Genomic DNA, 16267 nt, shown 5'->3' with positions numbered 1-16267 from the left:
CAACCACCATGAGTGCTGCCGCCCCGACCGCCCTGATTGCCGATGACGAGCCGCTGCTGCGGGATTGCCTGCAACGCAGCCTTGCGGATGTCTGGCCCGCGTTGACCGTGGTGGCGCAGGCGCGCAATGGGCGTGAGGCGGTGGAGTTGTTCGAACAGCACCGTCCGGACATCGTTTTCCTGGATGTGCACATGCCGGGTCTCAACGGCATGGATGCGGCCCGCCAGATTGCGCGACAGGCCCATATCGTGTTTGTGACGGCCTATCAGGACTATGCGCTGCAGGCCTTTGATCGCGGTGCCATCGACTATCTGGTCAAGCCGCTGGAAGACCTTCGCCTGGCCGAGACCGTGGAGCGTCTGAAGGCCCGGCTGTCTGTCGCCTCACCGGCGGCCGCGCCGGTGGCCCTGGAGGCCGTGATCGAGGAACTCGCACGCCGCATGGCGCGCCCGGTCGTACCGCCGGCGGCTGCGCAGGAGGCGGGGGGCCTCGCCTCTGACACCGGCCCGCTGCAATGGATACGGGCATCGGTGGGCAGCACGCTCAAGCTGATCCCGGTCGACGAGATCTTGTTCCTGCGCTCCGATGAGAAATACACGCTGGTGGCCACGATGGACGGCGAAGCGCTGATCCGCACACCCATCCGTGAGCTGATCGAACGGCTGGACCCCCAGCGCTTCGTGCAGGTTCACCGGTCGGTGGTGGTGAACCTGCATGCGATCAGCCACGTCACCCGCGGACCCAACGAAACGGCGGACCTCCATTTGAAGGCCCGCCCCGAGGTGCTGCCGGTCAGCCGCAGCTACCTGCACCTGTTCCGGCAGATGTGATGGCAGATGTCATGGCAGCGCCCGGCCAATGCGCCCGTGGCGGCCCGGTGGGGCCGTGCGCCGGGAGCAGTGCGCCAGCATCGGTGCGACCGCATGGGGCCGCCAGCTGTCAGCGCGCAGGCTGAAGCGGCATCGGCTGGCTGGGCAGGGGCAGTTGCTGCGATTTGCCGTGAATCACCACGGTCTCCAGCCGCCAGGCGGCCGCGCCGACGCTGGCCAGTTCCACCGCGGCCAGGACGGCAACCGCCACCACCGCGAGCAGCAGCGAGATATGCAGGGCGCCGTCAGGGAATTCGTGCAGGCCCTGCCGATGATGGGTTCGGCGTGCGCTCCACTGCTGATACGAGTCCCAGAGTCTGATGTCCATGGTTGTCTCCTCGGATCATTGATCGGTGCTCGGCCCATGGCAACACGCGACACATCTTCCATCACGTCGGTCTGATGAAAGCCCGGTGCGGCGTCGTCTGAAGCTCTCGATTTCAGTCTAGTGGGCGTGCGCGCAGCCTTCCAGCTGCCAGGCAACAAAAAAGCGTGGCACAAGCCACGCTTTTGTCGGGAGAAAAGTGCCAACGGCGGGGAAGGCCGGTGTGCACCGGCGCCCCGTGCCGGCTCAGCGCGCCAGCGGTTCGGTCCGCGCGTTGAGCCAGGCCAGCGCCTCGCCCTGCACCAGTGGGGTCAGGCGGCTGCGAACGTCCGCGTGATAACGGTTCAGCCACCCCAGTTCCTCGTCCGACAGCAGCGCCACCGTGATGCAACGCGTGTCGATCGGGCACAGTGTCAGCGTCTCGAAGGCCAACATGTCGCCGAACTGGCCGTTTTCCGGCGTGTCCAGCTGGACGTTCAACACCAGGTTTTCGATGCGCACACCCCATTGATTCGGCCGGTAAAGGCCGGGTTCGATGGAGGTGATCATGCCGGGTTCCATGGCCATGTTGGCGTCCGGTACGGCCTTGGAGATGCTTTGCGGACCTTCATGCACGTTCATGAAGTAACCGACACCGTGGCCGGTACCGTGACCATAGTCCAGGCCGTGGGCCCACAGCGGCGCGCGCGCGATGGCGTCCAGCATGGGGCTCAGCGTGCCGCGCGGGAACACCGTGCGGGAGAGGGCGATGGTGCCTTTGAGCACCAGCGTGTAGTCGCGGCGCTGGGCCTCCGACACCTGGCCGATGGGCCACACGCGCGTGATGTCGGTGGTGCCGCCCAGGTACTGGCCGCCGGAGTCGATCAGCAGCAGGCCGTCGCCCTTGATCTCCGAGAAATGCTCGGGCGTGGCGCGGTAGTGGGGCAGGGCACCGTTGGCATTGAAGCCGGCGATGGTGGAGAACGAGAGGCCCACAAAGCCAGGGCGCTTGGCGCGCTCGGCGCTTAGACGCTCATCCACCTTCAACTCGTCCAGGCTCTCGCCTCGGGCCAGGGCGCCTTCGAACCACGCGTAGAACGCGCACATGGCGGCGCCGTCCTGCGCCATGGCCTCACGCACGTACTGCGCTTCGGCGGCGTTCTTGCGGCTCTTGAAGAGCGTGCTCGGGTTGATGGCCTCCACCACGCGGGTGGCTGCAGGCAGCGACTCACGCAGACCCAGGGTCACGCGGCGCGGGTCGATCAGCACGACGGCGGTGGCCGGCAGTTGCGCCAGGGCGGTACGCGCCTCGGCATAGGGCTTCACCAACACGCCGTCGGCCGCCAGGCGGGCTGCCAACGCGGCGTCGATCTTTCCCGGCTGCACGAACAGCGTGGCGCTGTCGGCGCTCAGCAGCGCGTGGGCCACAAAGACCGGGTTGTAGCTGACGTCCGAACCCCGGAGGTTGAACAGCCAGGCCACGTCGTCCACGCTGGAGATCAGGTGATGGGAGGCGCCGTGGCGGGCCATGGCCTCGCGCACCTGGGCGAGCTTGTCCGCACGGCTCACGGTGGCCTGGGGCGCGGCGTGTTCGTACACCGGTGCGTCCGGCAGGCCGGGGCGGTTTTCCCAGGTCTTTTCCAGCAGGTCCAGCCCGGTGTTGATCTTGATCTGGCGGGGCGTGAGTGTGGCGCGCAGGAGCTGCGCCATGGCCAGGCCCAGCACCTGGCCATCCACTACCAGGGTCTGGCCCGGCTGAAGTTTCTCGGCCAGCCAGCCCACGTGATGGGTGGCTGCGCCCGTGGGAATCTTGAACAGCGAGATGCCGCTGCCGTCGAGCTCACGCTCGGCCTGCGTCCAGTAGCGGCTGTCGGCGAACAGCACGGCCTCGTCGCGCGTCACCACCAGCGTGGCCATGGAGCCGGTGAAGCCGGACAGCCACTCGCGGCCTTGCCAGCGTTCCGGCAAATACTCCGACAGATGGGGGTCTGCGGAGGGCACCAGGATGGCGTGGGCATCGGCGTCGCGCAGGGCATCCCGCAGACGGGAAAGACGCAGCTTGATCTGGGAAATGCGGGAATCCATGGGGTGAGCCTCGTGAGCTGCAACAACGACCGGCAATTGTAGGAGGGGATACGCCACCATGCCTTTTGGCATGGCGCCTTCACCCTTCGCTCACAATTCCGTACGGAGCGCCCAGAGTTCAGGGAAGAGCACCACGTCCAGCATCTTGCGCAGGTAACTCACGCCGCCCGTGCCGCCGGTGCCGCGCTTGAAGCCGATCACCCGTTCCACCGTGGTCACATGGCGGAAGCGCCAGAGCCGGAAGGCGTCTTCCAGGTCCACCAGCTCTTCGCCCATCTGGTAGAGATCCCACCAGGCCTTGGGGTCCCGGTAGACCTGCAGCCAGGCGGCCTTCACGCCGTCGTCCGCTGCGTAGGGCTGGGTCCAGTCCCGCTGCAGATGGGAAGCCGGCACGGTGATGCCACGGCGCTGCATCAGGCGCAGCGTCTCGTCGTACAGCGACGGCGCCTCATACGCTGCCTGCACGCCGGCCAACAGGTCCGCCCGGTGCGCGTGGGGCTTGAGCATGGCGGCATTCTTGTTGCCGAGCATGAATTCGATGCGGCGGTACTGGGCGCTCTGGAAGCCGCTGCTGTTGGAGAGGTAGGGCCGGATGGCTGAATACTCCGGCGGTGTCATGGTGGCCAGGACGTCCCAGGCATGCACCAGTTGCTCCATGATGCGCGACACGCGCGCCAGCATCTTGAAGGCCTCGGGCAGATGGTCGGCGGCCACCTGCGCCACGGCGCCCTGCAGCTCGTGCAGCATCAGCTTCATCCACAGCTCCGAGGTCTGGTGCTGGATGATGAAGAGCATCTCGTTGTGGTCGGGCGACAGGGGATGCTGGGCGCTCAGCACCTGGTCGAGATGCAGGTAGTCGCCATAGCTCATGTCGCGCGAGAAATCGAGCTGGGCGCCTTCCTCCTGCACGATGCGCTCAGTGGTGCCAGGACTGCCAGGGGCGCCCGTGGCGTCCGCAGCGCCCCCGGGTGTCGGCGGGTGGTGGGGGCAGCTCATGTCACGGCCGCCTTCTGGTTGAAACGAGCTTCACGCCATTCTTCCCGCGTCAGCACGTCGTACAGATGCTCGATGGCGTCCCAGACGTCGGTGAAGCCGACGTACAAGGGGGTGAAGCCGAAGCGCAGGATGTGCGGCACCTGGTCCAGGCGGCTGGGGTCCCCGGCACGGAAGTCCCCGATGACGCCGCGCTCGATCAGCGCCTGCACCACTGCATAGCTGGCGTGTGCCAGCGTCGGCGTCAGGGCCAGGCACACCTGGCTGCCTCGCCGGTCGGCCTCGCGCGGCGAGACGAACGTGATGCCCAGGGCACCACAACGCGCCTCGGCCAGATCGGCGAACAGCTCGGTCAGCGCTACGGACTTGCGTCGCAAGGCCTGCATGCCGCCCAGCGGCTCTGCCGCCAGCAAGGTGTCCACCCCGCATTCCAGTGCGGCCGTCGAGATGATGGCGGGTGTGCCACTGACGTAGCGGCGGATGCCGGGTGCGGGGCGGTAGTCCGTGGTGAACGCAAATGGCGAGGCATGGCCCAGCCAGCCGGACAAAGGCTGCCAGAAGCGGTCTGCATGGCGTGGATGCGCCCACACGAAGGCAGGCGCGCCAGGGCCGCCATTGAGGTATTTGTAGCCGCAGCCGATGGCGAAGTCCGCGTCCGCGCCGGTCAGGTTCACCGGCACGGCCCCGGCGGAGTGGCACAGGTCCCAGACCGTGAGTGCACCGGCTTCATGGGCGGCCCGGGTGAGGGCGCGCATGTCGTGCCACGCACCGGTGCGGTAGTTGACCTCGGTGAGCATCAGGACCGCCAGGTCGGCATTGAGCAGGGTCGGAATTTCTGCGGCACTGTCTACCAGCACCAGGCGCATGCCGTGCTGCTCGGCCAGGCTTTGGGCAATGTAGAGGTCGGTCGGGAAGTTGCTGCGCTCGGAGACGATGGCCGTGCGCTGGGGCGCGTCCGCCTTGGCAATTCGCAGGGCTGCCGTGAGGACCTTGTAGAGGTTGAGCGAGGTGGAATCCGCCACCACGACCTCTCCAGCGCCCGCGCCGATCAGGCGGGCGACCTTGTCCCCGATGCGGGTGGGGAGGTCGATCCAGCCCGCGCTGTTCCAGCTCTTGATGAGGTCATGGCCCCACTCCTGCGCGACCACCTGCTGTACCCGCGCGGGGGTCGCGGCGGGCATGGCGCCCAGGGAATTGCCGTCCAGGTAGATGACGCCAGGGGGCAGGCTGAACTGATGTCGCAGCGGCGCGAGCGGGTCGGCGGCATCCAGTGCCAGGCAGTCTTGTCGTGTGGTCATGGGGGCGAGAAGAAGGGGCGAGAAGGGGGCGAGAACCGGGGCGAGCGAAGAGGCGATGAGGCGCGTGTCTGGCGCGTTTTTGGTGCGAATCTGGCGTGAACCCGGCGGGAACCTGGCGTGAGGCTGCGCTGGTGCGGCTACAGCGAGCGCAGCACCGCACGTACCGGGGACGCACAGGCGCCTGCCAACTTGAGCGGCAGGGCGATCAGTTCGTAGTCGCCTTCGGGAACATCATCGAGCACCAGGTTCTCCAGCACCCGCAGGTCCAGGCGGAGCAGGCGCTGGTGACTGTCCAGGGTCTTGCTGGTGGCGGGGTCAACAGACGGGGTGTCCAGGCCGATCAGGCGAACGCCCTGAGCAGCGAGCCATTCCACGGTTTCGGGTGCGTAGGCGCTGAAATCAGGGTTCCAGACGGTGTCCGCCCGGGTGTTGCAACGCACCAGGACTCGGGGCGGCAGGTGGTGCGCGGCGTGCTGGAGGTGCTCGATGCGGATGAGCGGGCCGCAGCCCAGGGCGTGGATGACGCGGCACGGACCGAGGTAGGGGTCCAGCGTCACCTCGGCGGCGGTGGGGGCACCGTCGGCATAGTGCAGAGGCGCGTCGGCATGGGCACCGACATGCGGCGACAGGGTGATGGCGCTCAGGTTGACGGGACAGTCCGGCGAGAGGCGGGCGGTCCAGCGCAGGGAATACGGTTCATCGCCGGGGAAGATGGGCGAGTCCGGCGCAATGACGGGCGAGATGTCCCAGAGGGTCTGTTGGCTCATGGCTTGGGCGCGGCGGCGTGAGTGCACCGGGCAATGGCGCGCACCTTAGCGTGGGCGTTCGGGCCGTGGTGTCGGTTAATTCCAACAAGGGGGATGGGATTCTGCAAGTGGGGGAATGTGGCCACCAGCGTTGAGGGACTGCCAGGCTGGTGTCAGGTAAAAAAGCCCCGAGGCCGCTACGCTGGGTGAACCCCCGGTGCGGTATCGCGGCCACCTGACGTCTGGAGACCTTGCCCATGCAGCCTGTGTTCGAACGCGAGACGCTTGTGCGCTTCGGCCATTGCGACCCCTCGGGCATCGTGTTCTTTCCACGATATTTCGAGCTGCTGCAGGCATTTGTCGAAGACTGGTTCAACGACGGCCTGGGTGTGCGCTACGCCTCGCTGTTGGAACCGCGCCGGATATCGCTGCCCTCCGTACAGTTGCAGACACGCTTCGAGCGCGCCAGCCGCGAGGGCGACACGCTGACCCAACGGCTGTGGATCGAACGGGTCGGTCGGCGTTCGATCACGCTGCGGGTCAGCTTTGATGGCCCTGAAGGCACACGGGTGGCATTCGGACAGGTGCTGGTCTGCACGTCCCTTGAGACTCAGCAGTCACAGCCGCTTCCGGAAGACGTGCGGGCGGCGTTGGTGCGGGCGGTGCAGGTGGCGAACGGGGATTGATCAGCAACGACCCGGCACCCTTTTCCTCCATGTCCCTTCTGTCCCGCTTCGCGGGCCATTCATTCCTTGACTTGCGGAAAAGGGCACCGGGCCGTTGCTTTCCCGGAACGTGGACCGCGTGGGCGGACTTCTTGCGCGTATGGCGGGGACTGCAGGGCTGGATGGACTGCTGGTTGGCATGGTGGTGACACAGGGGCGTTCTCCGGCGAACTACCATGCAGCATGGCCGCCACCTCAGGCGCCGTGTCATAGAGAGACAAGCATGAGTTCCACCGCGAAGACTTCGAAGGCACCCAAGGCCCATTTCCACTGGGACGATCCACTGCTGCTGGACCAGCAACTCACGGATGACGAACGCGCCGTGCGGGAAGCCGCGCAAGCGTATTGCCAGGATCGCCTGGCCCCGCGGGTGGTCGAGGCCTTCCGCCATGAAAAGACCGACCCCGCCATCTTCCGGGAAATGGGTGAACTGGGCCTGCTGGGCGCCACCATCCCCGAGACCTACGGCGGCGCAGGCCTGAACTACGTCTGCTACGGTCTGATCGCGCGCGAAGTGGAACGGGTGGACAGCGGCTACCGCTCGATGATGAGCGTGCAGAGTTCGCTGGTGATGGTCCCCATCCATGAATTCGGGAACGAGGCCACCCGCGTCAAATACCTGCCCAAGCTGGCCAGCGGCGAATGGATCGGCTGCTTCGGCCTGACCGAACCCAACCACGGCTCAGACCCCGGTGCCATGGTCACGCGCGCCCGCAAGGTGGATGGCGGCTACGCGTTGAGTGGCAGCAAGATGTGGATCACCAACAGCCCGATCGCCGATGTGTTCGTGGTGTGGGCCAAGGACGACGACGGCCAGATCCGCGGCTTCGTGCTGGAGAAGGGCTGGAAGGGACTGAGCGCTCCCGCCATCCACGGCAAGGTGGGCCTGCGTGCCTCCATCACCGGCGAGATCGTGATGGACGAGGTGTTCTGCCCGGAAGAGAACGCCTTTCCCGATGTGCGCGGCCTCAAAGGCCCGTTCACCTGCCTCAACAGCGCCCGCTATGGCATCGCCTGGGGCGCCATGGGGGCGGCGGAGAACTGCTGGTTCACCGCGCGGCAATACGTGCTGGACCGCCAGCAGTTCGGCAAGCCGCTGGCCGCCAACCAACTGGTGCAGAAGAAGCTGGCAGACATGCAGACCGAGATCACGCTGGGCCTGCAAGGCTGCCTGCGCCTGGGCCGCATGAAGGACGAGGGCACCGCCGCCGTGGAGATCACCTCCATCATGAAGCGCAACAGCTGCGGCAAGGCACTGGACATTGCCCGCATGGCCCGCGACATGCTGGGCGGCAATGGCATCAGCGATGAGTTCGGCATCGCGCGCCACCTGGTGAACCTTGAGGTGGTCAATACCTATGAAGGGACGCATGACATTCATGCACTGATCCTGGGGCGGGCGCAGACCGGGATCGCCGCGTTCTGAGGCTCCCACGGGGAACCCTTCTTCGGGCCTTGACGTACTAGATGCGGCGGCGCCGTGCCGATGTATCCAAAGGCAGAGATCTATGTTCGGATTTCCTGGGGTGAGTGTGCCGAGTGCTTGGTTCCCGCAACGTGATGAGTTGCCCCAACGAGGCAACCTTGCCCCGCCAGCCAGAACCCTCGGCATCTTCGAACCTGAGGTGAATGGCAGCGCGCCGCCGCCCTATCCTACGCAGGAGGAGCCGTCGACAGCACGGGCTGATGTCTGCGGCTTGCCGCCCAGCTACGAAGCGGCCCGTACTGATAATGCGTGGGAGAAGCTCAAAACCGTCGGCTTTAAGGACCGTACTGCCGTCCTTGATTTTCTGGAGGCCGCCAGTTCGATGATTGCCGACCTCGGGCATTCAAGGGACGTGGCCGACCGCGCAGGATGGTTCACCGCCTCTTCAATGGTCGCTTTCATGTCTGAAGCGTTGAATGTTCCGTCGACCACGGGGGGGCTCACGGCTCCGGCGGGTGTGCGTTCCGCTCATCAGCTCGCCGTCACGTATGCCGGCCTGTTGGCAGCCCTGGTGGACGCAGAGTTTCTGATGCCCGAGCGCGTGTTCTCGCAGCTTATTGAACGGGATGATGTGACGACCCCCTATTTGCTGAGGCTGGCCACCTCCGCGAGATCTTTGCCTGACGCGAGTGGAGCGATGTGTGATTTGCTGGAGACCTTGGTTCGGACCTCCCGGAATCCGCATCAGTTGAGAAATGCGCTGATGAGTCTTTCCGACACTCGGGATGTACGGGACAAGTACACCGGCTTCTTTGATCGGCTGGTGGGGGACGGCAACCTGATGGATAAGGAAGACGAAGGCGCCATGGTAGCCATTGCCCGACTCCGTCGCGTTCAACTTTGGCCGGCGGAGAAGGACGTGGTGGCGCAGAAAAGCAGTGTGCGAGGCAAGAAATACAGGCATGCCTGCGCGGCGAGCGATGCCTACAGCATGAGGCTTCCGCTCATCCCAGAGTTGTACCGTAGCCGCCAGCCCTTGCAGCGTGCCGCTAACGCGCTTTGGAGAGCGACGAAGGACGCGCAGATCGACTGTGCTTCCCAGCGCCTCGTTTACCCGCCCATGGGCCGGACGCGATCGCTTCTCCAATCCACCAGGCTTTAACCCCAGCGGGGGCCACTTCGCTGGCGGGCGTGAATGCGAAGCTCCCTAACTCCCGACACTAACGCGCCATGGCCCCGGCATGAGCCACTGCTGCGGCGTTGCTCACGGCCGTGACCAGTACAGCCGCCGTGGCCGCCCAGGGCAGCCCGACGCGGGCCTCTGCCAGCAATTGCGCAGGCGCGGGCGATGCATCCTGCAACGGCCGAATACTGAGGTGCTCGTCCACCCGGGCCAAGGCCACGTCGTCTTCCGACATGCCCATGAAAACATGGGCGAACGCCTTGTCGATGGCGTCCAGCGCAGCCTCTGTGGCACGCCGCCAGCGCTTGACGGCGGCGCACTCGACCCGGGAGGCGGATTCAGGGATGGTCCAGCGGGTGTCACCACCCGTGATGGCAATGCAGGCCGCATGGGCATCCACCACACCTTGAGGCCCGCCCAACCGTGCATCCAGCACCTGGCTGGCAATGGTGCGGGCCAGGTCCCGCTCGTGGAACGGGATGGGCACCCGCTCCAGGATGACTTCATATCTGCGCATGACTCATTCCTTCCTGCTCTGTGTCTAAGTAGGAAGAATACTGTATGCCCATCCAGCATTTCAATGGTCATGTTTGGGGTGCTGCCAACCCGTGTCAGCAGGACCGGCCCAGGCTTTGAGCGCCCCCGTGACGCTAGCGCTTCCCTATCATCGGCGCATGAACAGTCGCCCGTTCCGCCGCTCCCGTCGCTCCCGTCGCTTGCGCTGCCCGCTTCTGCCACCAAACACCACCCCCCGGGCCTCTTGGCGAGTTCTCGTCAGGTGGGCCACGCAGGCCGCCCTGGTGGCGGCGCTTCCGGCGATGGCGGCCATGCAGCCGGTTTCCGATCCCCCCTCCACAGCCCAATGCCCGCCAGGCGTGGACGCCGGCACCCGCTGTCTCTCCGGGCAGGACAGTGCTGGCGCCTATTACCTGATCGCGGTGCCGACGGGCTGGAATGGCGATCTGGTCCTGCATGACCATGGCGGCCCTTTCCTGGGGGCGCCGCAGGCGAAGCGGGTGGAGGAGGACCTCACCCGTTGGTCCGTGTTCCCAAGGCTGGGCTACGCCTGGGCCGCGTCCAGTTATCGCCAGGGTGGCGTCGCGGTCACTGCGGCAGCCGAGGACACGGAGCGGCTGCGCCTGATCGTCCAGCAGGTGCTGGGCAAGCCCCGGCATGTATGGCTGCACGGACAGTCCTGGGGTGCGGGCGTCGCCGCCAAGGGCGCCGAATTGTTCACCGTGGGGCGGCCCTATGACGGAGTGCTGTTGACGGCCGGTGTGCTGGGCGGCGGACCGCGCAGCTACGACTTCCGGCTGGATTTGCGCGTGGTCTACCAATACCTCTGCCACAACCACCCTCGGGCCGATGAGCCTGCGTACCCGCTGAACATCGGGCTGCCTGAGCATTCGACATTGACCGCCGAGGCGCTGTCACAGCGGATCAACGCCTGCCTGGGTATCGACAAACCGGCGCGCGAGCGCTCGGCGGAGCAGCAGCGCAAACTCCAGACGCTGCTGGATGTGGTGCGGATTCCTGAACGGAGCGTGGTGGCCCACATGAATTGGGCAACCTTCCATTTCCGGGAGATCGTGGTGAAGCGCACGGGTGGCGCCAGCCCCTTCGGCAACCTCGGCGTGGTGTATCACGGGTCGGCGGATGACAAGGCACTCAATGCCGGTGTGGAGCGGGTCGCTGCGGAACCTGCCGCCGTGGCCGCGTTCACGCGGGATGCCGGCCTGAGCGGGCGTATTCCTGTCCCGGTATTGACCGTTCATGCCATCCACGACCCGACCGCGTTTGTCGAGTTGCAGGACACCTTCGGCCACATCATGGAAGCCGCAGGCCACGGGGACGATCTGGTGCAGGCCTATACCGACGATCGCGAACACAGCTATCTCAGCGACCCGACGTATGCCGCCCTGATCGGCGCGCTGTCGGCCTGGGTGGTGGGGGGCGATCGACCCACCCCCACCGGCCTGGCCCGCGACTGCGAGCGTGCCCGGGCCAGGGTCAGCGGCACCTGTCGCTTCAGGCCCGATTACACGCCGCCCGCGCTGTCGTCGCGCACGCCCGCACGCTGATGCGCCGCATCACCCGAATGGCTGAGGCGCAACCCTCGCCATGCGTGGCGTATACGTCCCGCTAGCCTGGGTCTGTGCCCACGCCGGGCAAGCGCCGAGCATGGGCACATGAAGTATCGAGCCGTCCCCCACGCATCGCGCGCATGCCGCGCCCCCTGGACCACCCGCTCGGCCGCCACGGCGCTCACTGTGCTGTGTGCGGCCGTTGCCTCGTCTCACGCGAGGGCCGCAGACAACGCCACGTTGTATGGCCGTCTCAACCTGGGCATGGAGTCGGTCGGTGGCGGCGGCCAAGGATCGACGGCGCGACTCAGCAACTATCGGTCGGTGATCGGCCTGAAAGGCGATGAGGCTCTCGGTGACGGTCTGACGCTCGTCTGGCAGATCGAAGGCTCGGTGCTACTGGACACCGGCGGCGGCACCAGCATCGCCAACCGCGACACGCGCATCGGCCTGGCCGGCCCCTGGGGCACGGCCTTCGCGGGCGTGTGGACCTTGCCCTACAACGCAGCCACCGCGAGCTTTGACCCGTTCTACCCGACCACTGCCGGCTACATGTCGCTGCTTGGCAATGGGTCGGCGCCGATCGTCAACAACATCAGCGATACCAGCTCGTTCGACCGTCGCCAGCAAAACGTTCTCCAGTACTGGACACCGACCTGGCAAGGTTGGTCCGGGAAGCTTGCCTATTCACCGGGGGAAGATGTGTCGCCGGTGACGGGGGCGAGGCCCTCACTGTGGTCCGGGTCGACGACGTACGTGGACGGTGGCTTCACGGCGGTGCTGGCCCATGAGTTGCATCGGCACTACCAGACAGCAGCCACCACGGACCGAGGCTGGAAGCTCGGGGCCAGTTGGTCCTGGGGGAACACGCGGGTGGCTGGGGTGGTGGAGCGGCTGGACTACCGGACGGACGCGGGCAGCCTGCGGCGGGATGCCGCGTATGTGTCAGTGGTGCACAAGCTGGGGGCGGTGAGCCTGCTGGGGGGGCTGTCAGTGGCAGGCCACGGGAAGGGGCCCGTCGGCGTCGGGATCGGGCATGTCGAGAGCGGCTCAGGGACAGGGGCCGCCCAACTGACGGTCGGCGCTGAATACGCATTGTCCAAGCGGACGTCGGTGTTCGCGTTTGCCAGCCGGATCCGCAACGACGACTCGGCGCAGTACGACTTCGCGATCAACAGCCCGGGGGCTGCCCTGGGGTCCCATCCGAGCCTGCTGTCGGTAGGTATGCGCCACAGCTTCTGAGTGAAGCGCCTCGCCGCCTTCCGCTACCCATGACGCGGTCGGCATGCCCTGCGGTGACCCGGCGAGGCTCCCCGATTCAAGGTGGGACTCCCCCCCGTTCGTCGCAAGGCCGTGCAGGCGCCCCGTGACAGGTCTAGCATCGACACCAGCAGCCCCCTGCAGAGGCTGTACCGGAGCCGATGATGAACGCGATGGACGTGGATGTCGGGACCGACGCGCCGGGAGCCCTGGCGCGTCAGGATCTTTCGAGGCGATCGATCGCAGACGGCCTGCGCAGGGTGGCCATGCGGGGACGTTGGGCTTGTCTGTCTGCACTCGGCACGCTGCTGCTCTGCGCCTGCGCCATGACGCCGGTCCAGGAGACGACACCACCCGCCACGCTGGTGCATGACGAACTGTTTGCGCCGAGCCAGGAGGTGATCAGCGCCGATCGCATCCTGGCGCCAAGCCCTGCGATGCGAGCGTTCATCCAGGCGCGGCTGACCCGTGGCCTGCGTGGCCGCGAGCCCCGCGAGGTGCTGGTGGATGCGTTGGCATCGCCCGGGGAATTAAAGCTGGAGTACGACGCGGAAATGACCCGCACTGCCGGCGAGGCGTTTGAGGCCCGCATGGGCAATTGCCTGTCGCTCACGTTGATGACGGCATCGTTCGCGCGCGAGCTGGGTGTGCCGGTGACGTTCCGCCATATCTACCAGGAGGAGCAGTACAGCCGGGTCGGTGATCTGCAGGTCGTGTCCGGCCACGTGAATGTGGGGCTGGGGCGGCGCCCCAGCGATTTCAAGGTGCTCGGGGACCAGGAACCCATGCTGGTGGTGGACTTCCTGCCGGGGGCCCAGATCCGCCGCCAACGGGCCATGGACCTGGACGAACCGACCGTGCTGGCCATGTACATGAACAACCGCGCTGCCGAGTGGATGGCGCTGGGCCAACTGGATCGCGCCTATTGGTGGGCACGCGCCGCCTGGCTGCAGGCACCGCGGATGACGGCCGGCCTCAATACGCTCGGCGTGGTGTACCGACGCCATGGCGATATCGCCCCTGCCGAACAGGCCTTCCGGGAGGTGTTGCGGCGCGAACCCGGCAATACGCAGGCGATGGGCAACCTGGCCCAGTTGCTGCGGCATTCCGACCGTCTGGCCGAGGCCCAGGTGTGGGAAGAAAAGCTGGCCAGGCTGGAGCCGTATCCGCCCTTCAAGTTCTTTGACATGGGCGTCGCAGCCATGCGGGCCGGAGACTACGCAGGCGCGCGACGTTTCTTCCTGAAGGAGATCGACCGCTCCGCCTACTATCACGAGTTCTATTTTTGGCTGGCGTTGGCCAATGTCGGCCTGGGCCGCTGGGATGACGTGCGTGAATCACTTGCCAAGGCCGAGGAGGTCAGTACCTCGGTGCCGCAGCGGAAGTTGTATGCGGCCAAGCTGGAGAGCCTGAAGGCCAAGCTGCATTGACCTGCGGGCGCAAGGGCCGGCCAGAGGGCCCATGGGCTACAGCGGCGGCAACCCGTGCCGGGCACGCGCGCGGTTGCAGGCCTCGTCGCCAAGGCCCAGGGGCGCCCGCATGCCGAATTCACGGCACGGCGATGGCCGCCATTCGTAGATGCCGCAGCCGGCACTGTCGCCCACCTGGCCTTGCAAGGCCGCACAGCGCGGTGAGGCATGGTCGGTGCCACGCATGCGGCAGAGCTGGTCGGTGACGTCCACGGTGAGCCCATCCGGCACCGTGCCCCCTTCGCTGAGCAGCTCCTGGCGCGAGAAATCAACGCGGAAGCTGGCGCAGCAGGCGCCGCACCGGGTGCAGGGGTTGGTGGCGGCAGTGAAGGACATGCCGCCAGTGTAGAGGGCTCACATCGCCGCCGGCGGCATTGGCAGCGGCGGTTCCCGCACCACTGTCACCGTGCAGGCGCATTGCGTCACGACCTGGGTGGAAACGCTGCCCAGGTAGCGCCGCAGTGCGGAACCGTCGCGTGCGCCGATGACGACGTGTTCCACGCCCGTTCTGGCGGCGAATTCGATGAGCGCGTCTGCGGCATCCGGCGCTTCCAGCACATGGAAGGTCAGGCGGCCATCCTCCAGGGCGAGGCCGTGGGTCATGGGATGGGCCCAGTTCTTCAAGGCGATGAGCTGCTGCACGTGGTGGCTGCGCCCCTGGGCGTCGGTGAGTTCGTCCATGCCGATACGCGCGGTCTTCATCACGCCCACGCACGCCAGACGCGCGCCAGGCTCGGTCAGGAGCAGGCGCTGGACGACATCGCGCAGCGCCTCCAACAGGCCCGCGCTGGCGCTTTGGACGTCCACGGCCGCCATGATGACCGGGCTGCGTGAGACCTGGGCCCCCACCGAGGCCGGCGCCTCCGGCTCCGCGCCAAGGGCCAGGAACCAGCGTTTGAAGCGCCGCACCAAGCCACTGCGCTGAAGGCGATGCGCACGAGCTGTCAGCGTCACCGCATCCGGGCGCTGCAGGTCCAGCGCCAACTGCGTGGCACTCTGGTAACGCCGCTCGGCACGCACTTCCAGGCAATGCAGCACCACTTCCTGAAACCAGGGGGGCAGCTCCGGCCGGATGGCGCGGGGCGGGATGGGCTCCACATAAAGACGGCGGCGCAGTTGCCGCACCGAGGCCGGCTGGCCGAACGGGCGTTCACCCGTGGCCAGGTGATACAGCATGACGCCGAGCGCAAAGAGATCGCTGCGGGGGTCGTTGCGCACAAACTGCACCTGCTCGGGCGACATGTAGGGCCCGGTGCCGATGGGCAGGGAGAACTCCTCCTCCAGCAAGTCGGGCAGGAAGTCGTGGCGGGAGAGCCCGAAGTCCACCAGCACCACCGAACCGTCGGCGCGCCGAAGAATGTTGCTGGGCTTGATATCCAGGTGCACCAGGTGCTGGAGATGCAGGTCGGTGAGCGCATGTGCCACCTGGATGCCGATCTCCACCACCTCCACCAGCGGCAGCGGCGCCCGGTCCAGCAACGGCCGCAGGCTGTCGCCCTCGATGTGCTCCATGACGATGTAGGCCTGCCGGCGCCAATCGCCGCGGGCCACGTAGCGCGGCACATGCGGCCCCTTGAGCGCGGGCAGGATCATTTGCTCCACCTCGAAGCCGACGATGCTGGCCGGGTCCTCGCCGCCCTTGATGCGGGGCACCTTCATGATGAGCGGAAGGTCCTGGCCCGCGGCATCCGGCAGGGGCGTCTCGCGCCGGACCTTCCAGAGGTTGGCCATGCCGCCCTGGTGCAGCCGCTCTTCCAGCACGAAGCCGTCCAGGACCTGACCAGGCTGCAAGGGGAGGGTGATCGGGGCTGGCGCTTCGGTCATC

At 66.6% G+C, this 16267-nt stretch carries 15 protein-coding genes; 7 read left to right on the top strand and 8 right to left on the bottom strand.

What is annotated here, in order from left to right:
• Window positions 1-8 precede the first annotated feature (8 nt).
• On the top strand, window positions 9-830 hold the full coding sequence (locus tag BMY53_RS03075) for a LytR/AlgR family response regulator transcription factor (RefSeq protein WP_092943449.1): 822 nt from the start codon (window positions 9-11) through the stop codon (window positions 828-830).
• A gap of 109 nt (window positions 831-939) precedes the next feature.
• Here the strand turns inward: BMY53_RS03075 and BMY53_RS03070 are convergent, their stop codons facing one another.
• The 5 genes from BMY53_RS03070 to kynB all read right to left on the bottom strand — a co-directional run bounded on the left by BMY53_RS03070 (window position 940) and on the right by kynB (window position 6316).
• Window positions 940-1197 (bottom strand): hypothetical protein, encoded by a 258-nt coding sequence (locus BMY53_RS03070; RefSeq protein ID WP_092943447.1) that lies wholly within the window; start codon window positions 1195-1197, stop codon window positions 940-942.
• Between the two features lie 243 nt (window positions 1198-1440).
• Entirely contained in the window at window positions 1441-3258 is a 1818-nt protein-coding gene (locus BMY53_RS03065) for an aminopeptidase P family protein (protein WP_092943445.1), read from the bottom strand.
• A gap of 90 nt (window positions 3259-3348) precedes the next feature.
• Window positions 3349-4254, bottom strand: a complete 906-nt coding sequence (gene kynA, locus BMY53_RS03060) for a tryptophan 2,3-dioxygenase (protein ID WP_092943443.1) — start codon at window positions 4252-4254, stop codon at window positions 3349-3351.
• Window positions 4251-5549, bottom strand: coding sequence for a kynureninase (kynU, locus tag BMY53_RS03055; RefSeq protein ID WP_092943441.1), 1299 nt, complete (start codon window positions 5547-5549; stop codon window positions 4251-4253). Before kynU ends, kynA begins: the two co-directional genes overlap by 4 nt.
• A gap of 137 nt (window positions 5550-5686) precedes the next feature.
• Window positions 5687-6316 (bottom strand): arylformamidase, encoded by a 630-nt coding sequence (gene kynB / locus BMY53_RS03050; RefSeq protein WP_092943439.1) that lies wholly within the window; start codon window positions 6314-6316, stop codon window positions 5687-5689.
• 236 nt (window positions 6317-6552) lie between these two features.
• On the opposite strand from kynB, the gene BMY53_RS03045 reads away from it, so the two are divergent.
• From BMY53_RS03045 to BMY53_RS03035, 3 genes are all read left to right on the top strand, one after another.
• Window positions 6553-6981 (top strand): acyl-CoA thioesterase, encoded by a 429-nt coding sequence (locus BMY53_RS03045; RefSeq protein WP_092943437.1) that lies wholly within the window; start codon window positions 6553-6555, stop codon window positions 6979-6981.
• Between the two features lie 262 nt (window positions 6982-7243).
• Window positions 7244-8446: an acyl-CoA dehydrogenase gene (locus tag BMY53_RS03040; protein ID WP_092943435.1), complete on the top strand. Its 1203-nt coding sequence runs from the start codon at window positions 7244-7246 to the stop codon at window positions 8444-8446.
• 82 nt (window positions 8447-8528) lie between these two features.
• Window positions 8529-9608 carry a hypothetical protein gene (locus tag BMY53_RS03035; protein ID WP_143073893.1) on the top strand — a complete coding sequence of 360 codons (1080 nt, stop codon included), beginning with the start codon at window positions 8529-8531 and terminating at the stop codon, window positions 9606-9608.
• A gap of 58 nt (window positions 9609-9666) precedes the next feature.
• Here the strand turns inward: BMY53_RS03035 and BMY53_RS03030 are convergent, their stop codons facing one another.
• Window positions 9667-10146 carry a hypothetical protein gene (locus BMY53_RS03030; RefSeq protein WP_092943431.1) on the bottom strand — a complete coding sequence of 160 codons (480 nt, stop codon included), beginning with the start codon at window positions 10144-10146 and terminating at the stop codon, window positions 9667-9669.
• A 310-nt stretch (window positions 10147-10456) separates the two neighbouring features.
• Here BMY53_RS03030 and BMY53_RS03025 point away from each other — a divergent pair, with 310 nt between their 5' ends.
• The 3 genes from BMY53_RS03025 to BMY53_RS03015 all read left to right on the top strand — a co-directional run bounded on the left by BMY53_RS03025 (window position 10457) and on the right by BMY53_RS03015 (window position 14403).
• Window positions 10457-11710, top strand: coding sequence for a hypothetical protein (locus tag BMY53_RS03025; protein ID WP_143073892.1), 1254 nt, complete (start codon window positions 10457-10459; stop codon window positions 11708-11710).
• Window positions 11711-11818: 108 nt separating this feature from the next.
• The gene (locus BMY53_RS03020; protein ID WP_092943427.1) at window positions 11819-12955 is read left to right on the top strand and encodes a porin; all 1137 of its coding nucleotides are present in this window, start codon (window positions 11819-11821) and stop codon (window positions 12953-12955) included.
• Between the two features lie 182 nt (window positions 12956-13137).
• Window positions 13138-14403, top strand: coding sequence for a tetratricopeptide repeat protein (locus BMY53_RS03015; RefSeq protein ID WP_143073891.1), 1266 nt, complete (start codon window positions 13138-13140; stop codon window positions 14401-14403).
• A 36-nt stretch (window positions 14404-14439) separates the two neighbouring features.
• On the opposite strand, the gene BMY53_RS03010 is transcribed toward BMY53_RS03015, so the two are convergent.
• Both BMY53_RS03010 and BMY53_RS03005 read right to left on the bottom strand, forming a co-directional pair.
• Window positions 14440-14778 (bottom strand): YkgJ family cysteine cluster protein, encoded by a 339-nt coding sequence (locus BMY53_RS03010; RefSeq protein WP_092943423.1) that lies wholly within the window; start codon window positions 14776-14778, stop codon window positions 14440-14442.
• Window positions 14779-14796: 18 nt separating this feature from the next.
• Complete coding sequence (locus tag BMY53_RS03005) at window positions 14797-16266, bottom strand: serine/threonine protein kinase (protein WP_092943421.1); 1470 nt, start codon at window positions 16264-16266, stop codon at window positions 14797-14799.
• Between the last annotated feature and the right edge of the window lies 1 nt (window position 16267).

Source organism: Roseateles sp. YR242 (assembly GCF_900109745.1).
GTDB lineage: Bacteria > Pseudomonadota > Gammaproteobacteria > Burkholderiales > Burkholderiaceae_C > Roseateles.
Note: the sequence above shows the minus strand (reverse complement) of the source record. Positions and strands in the feature narration are given on the sequence as shown.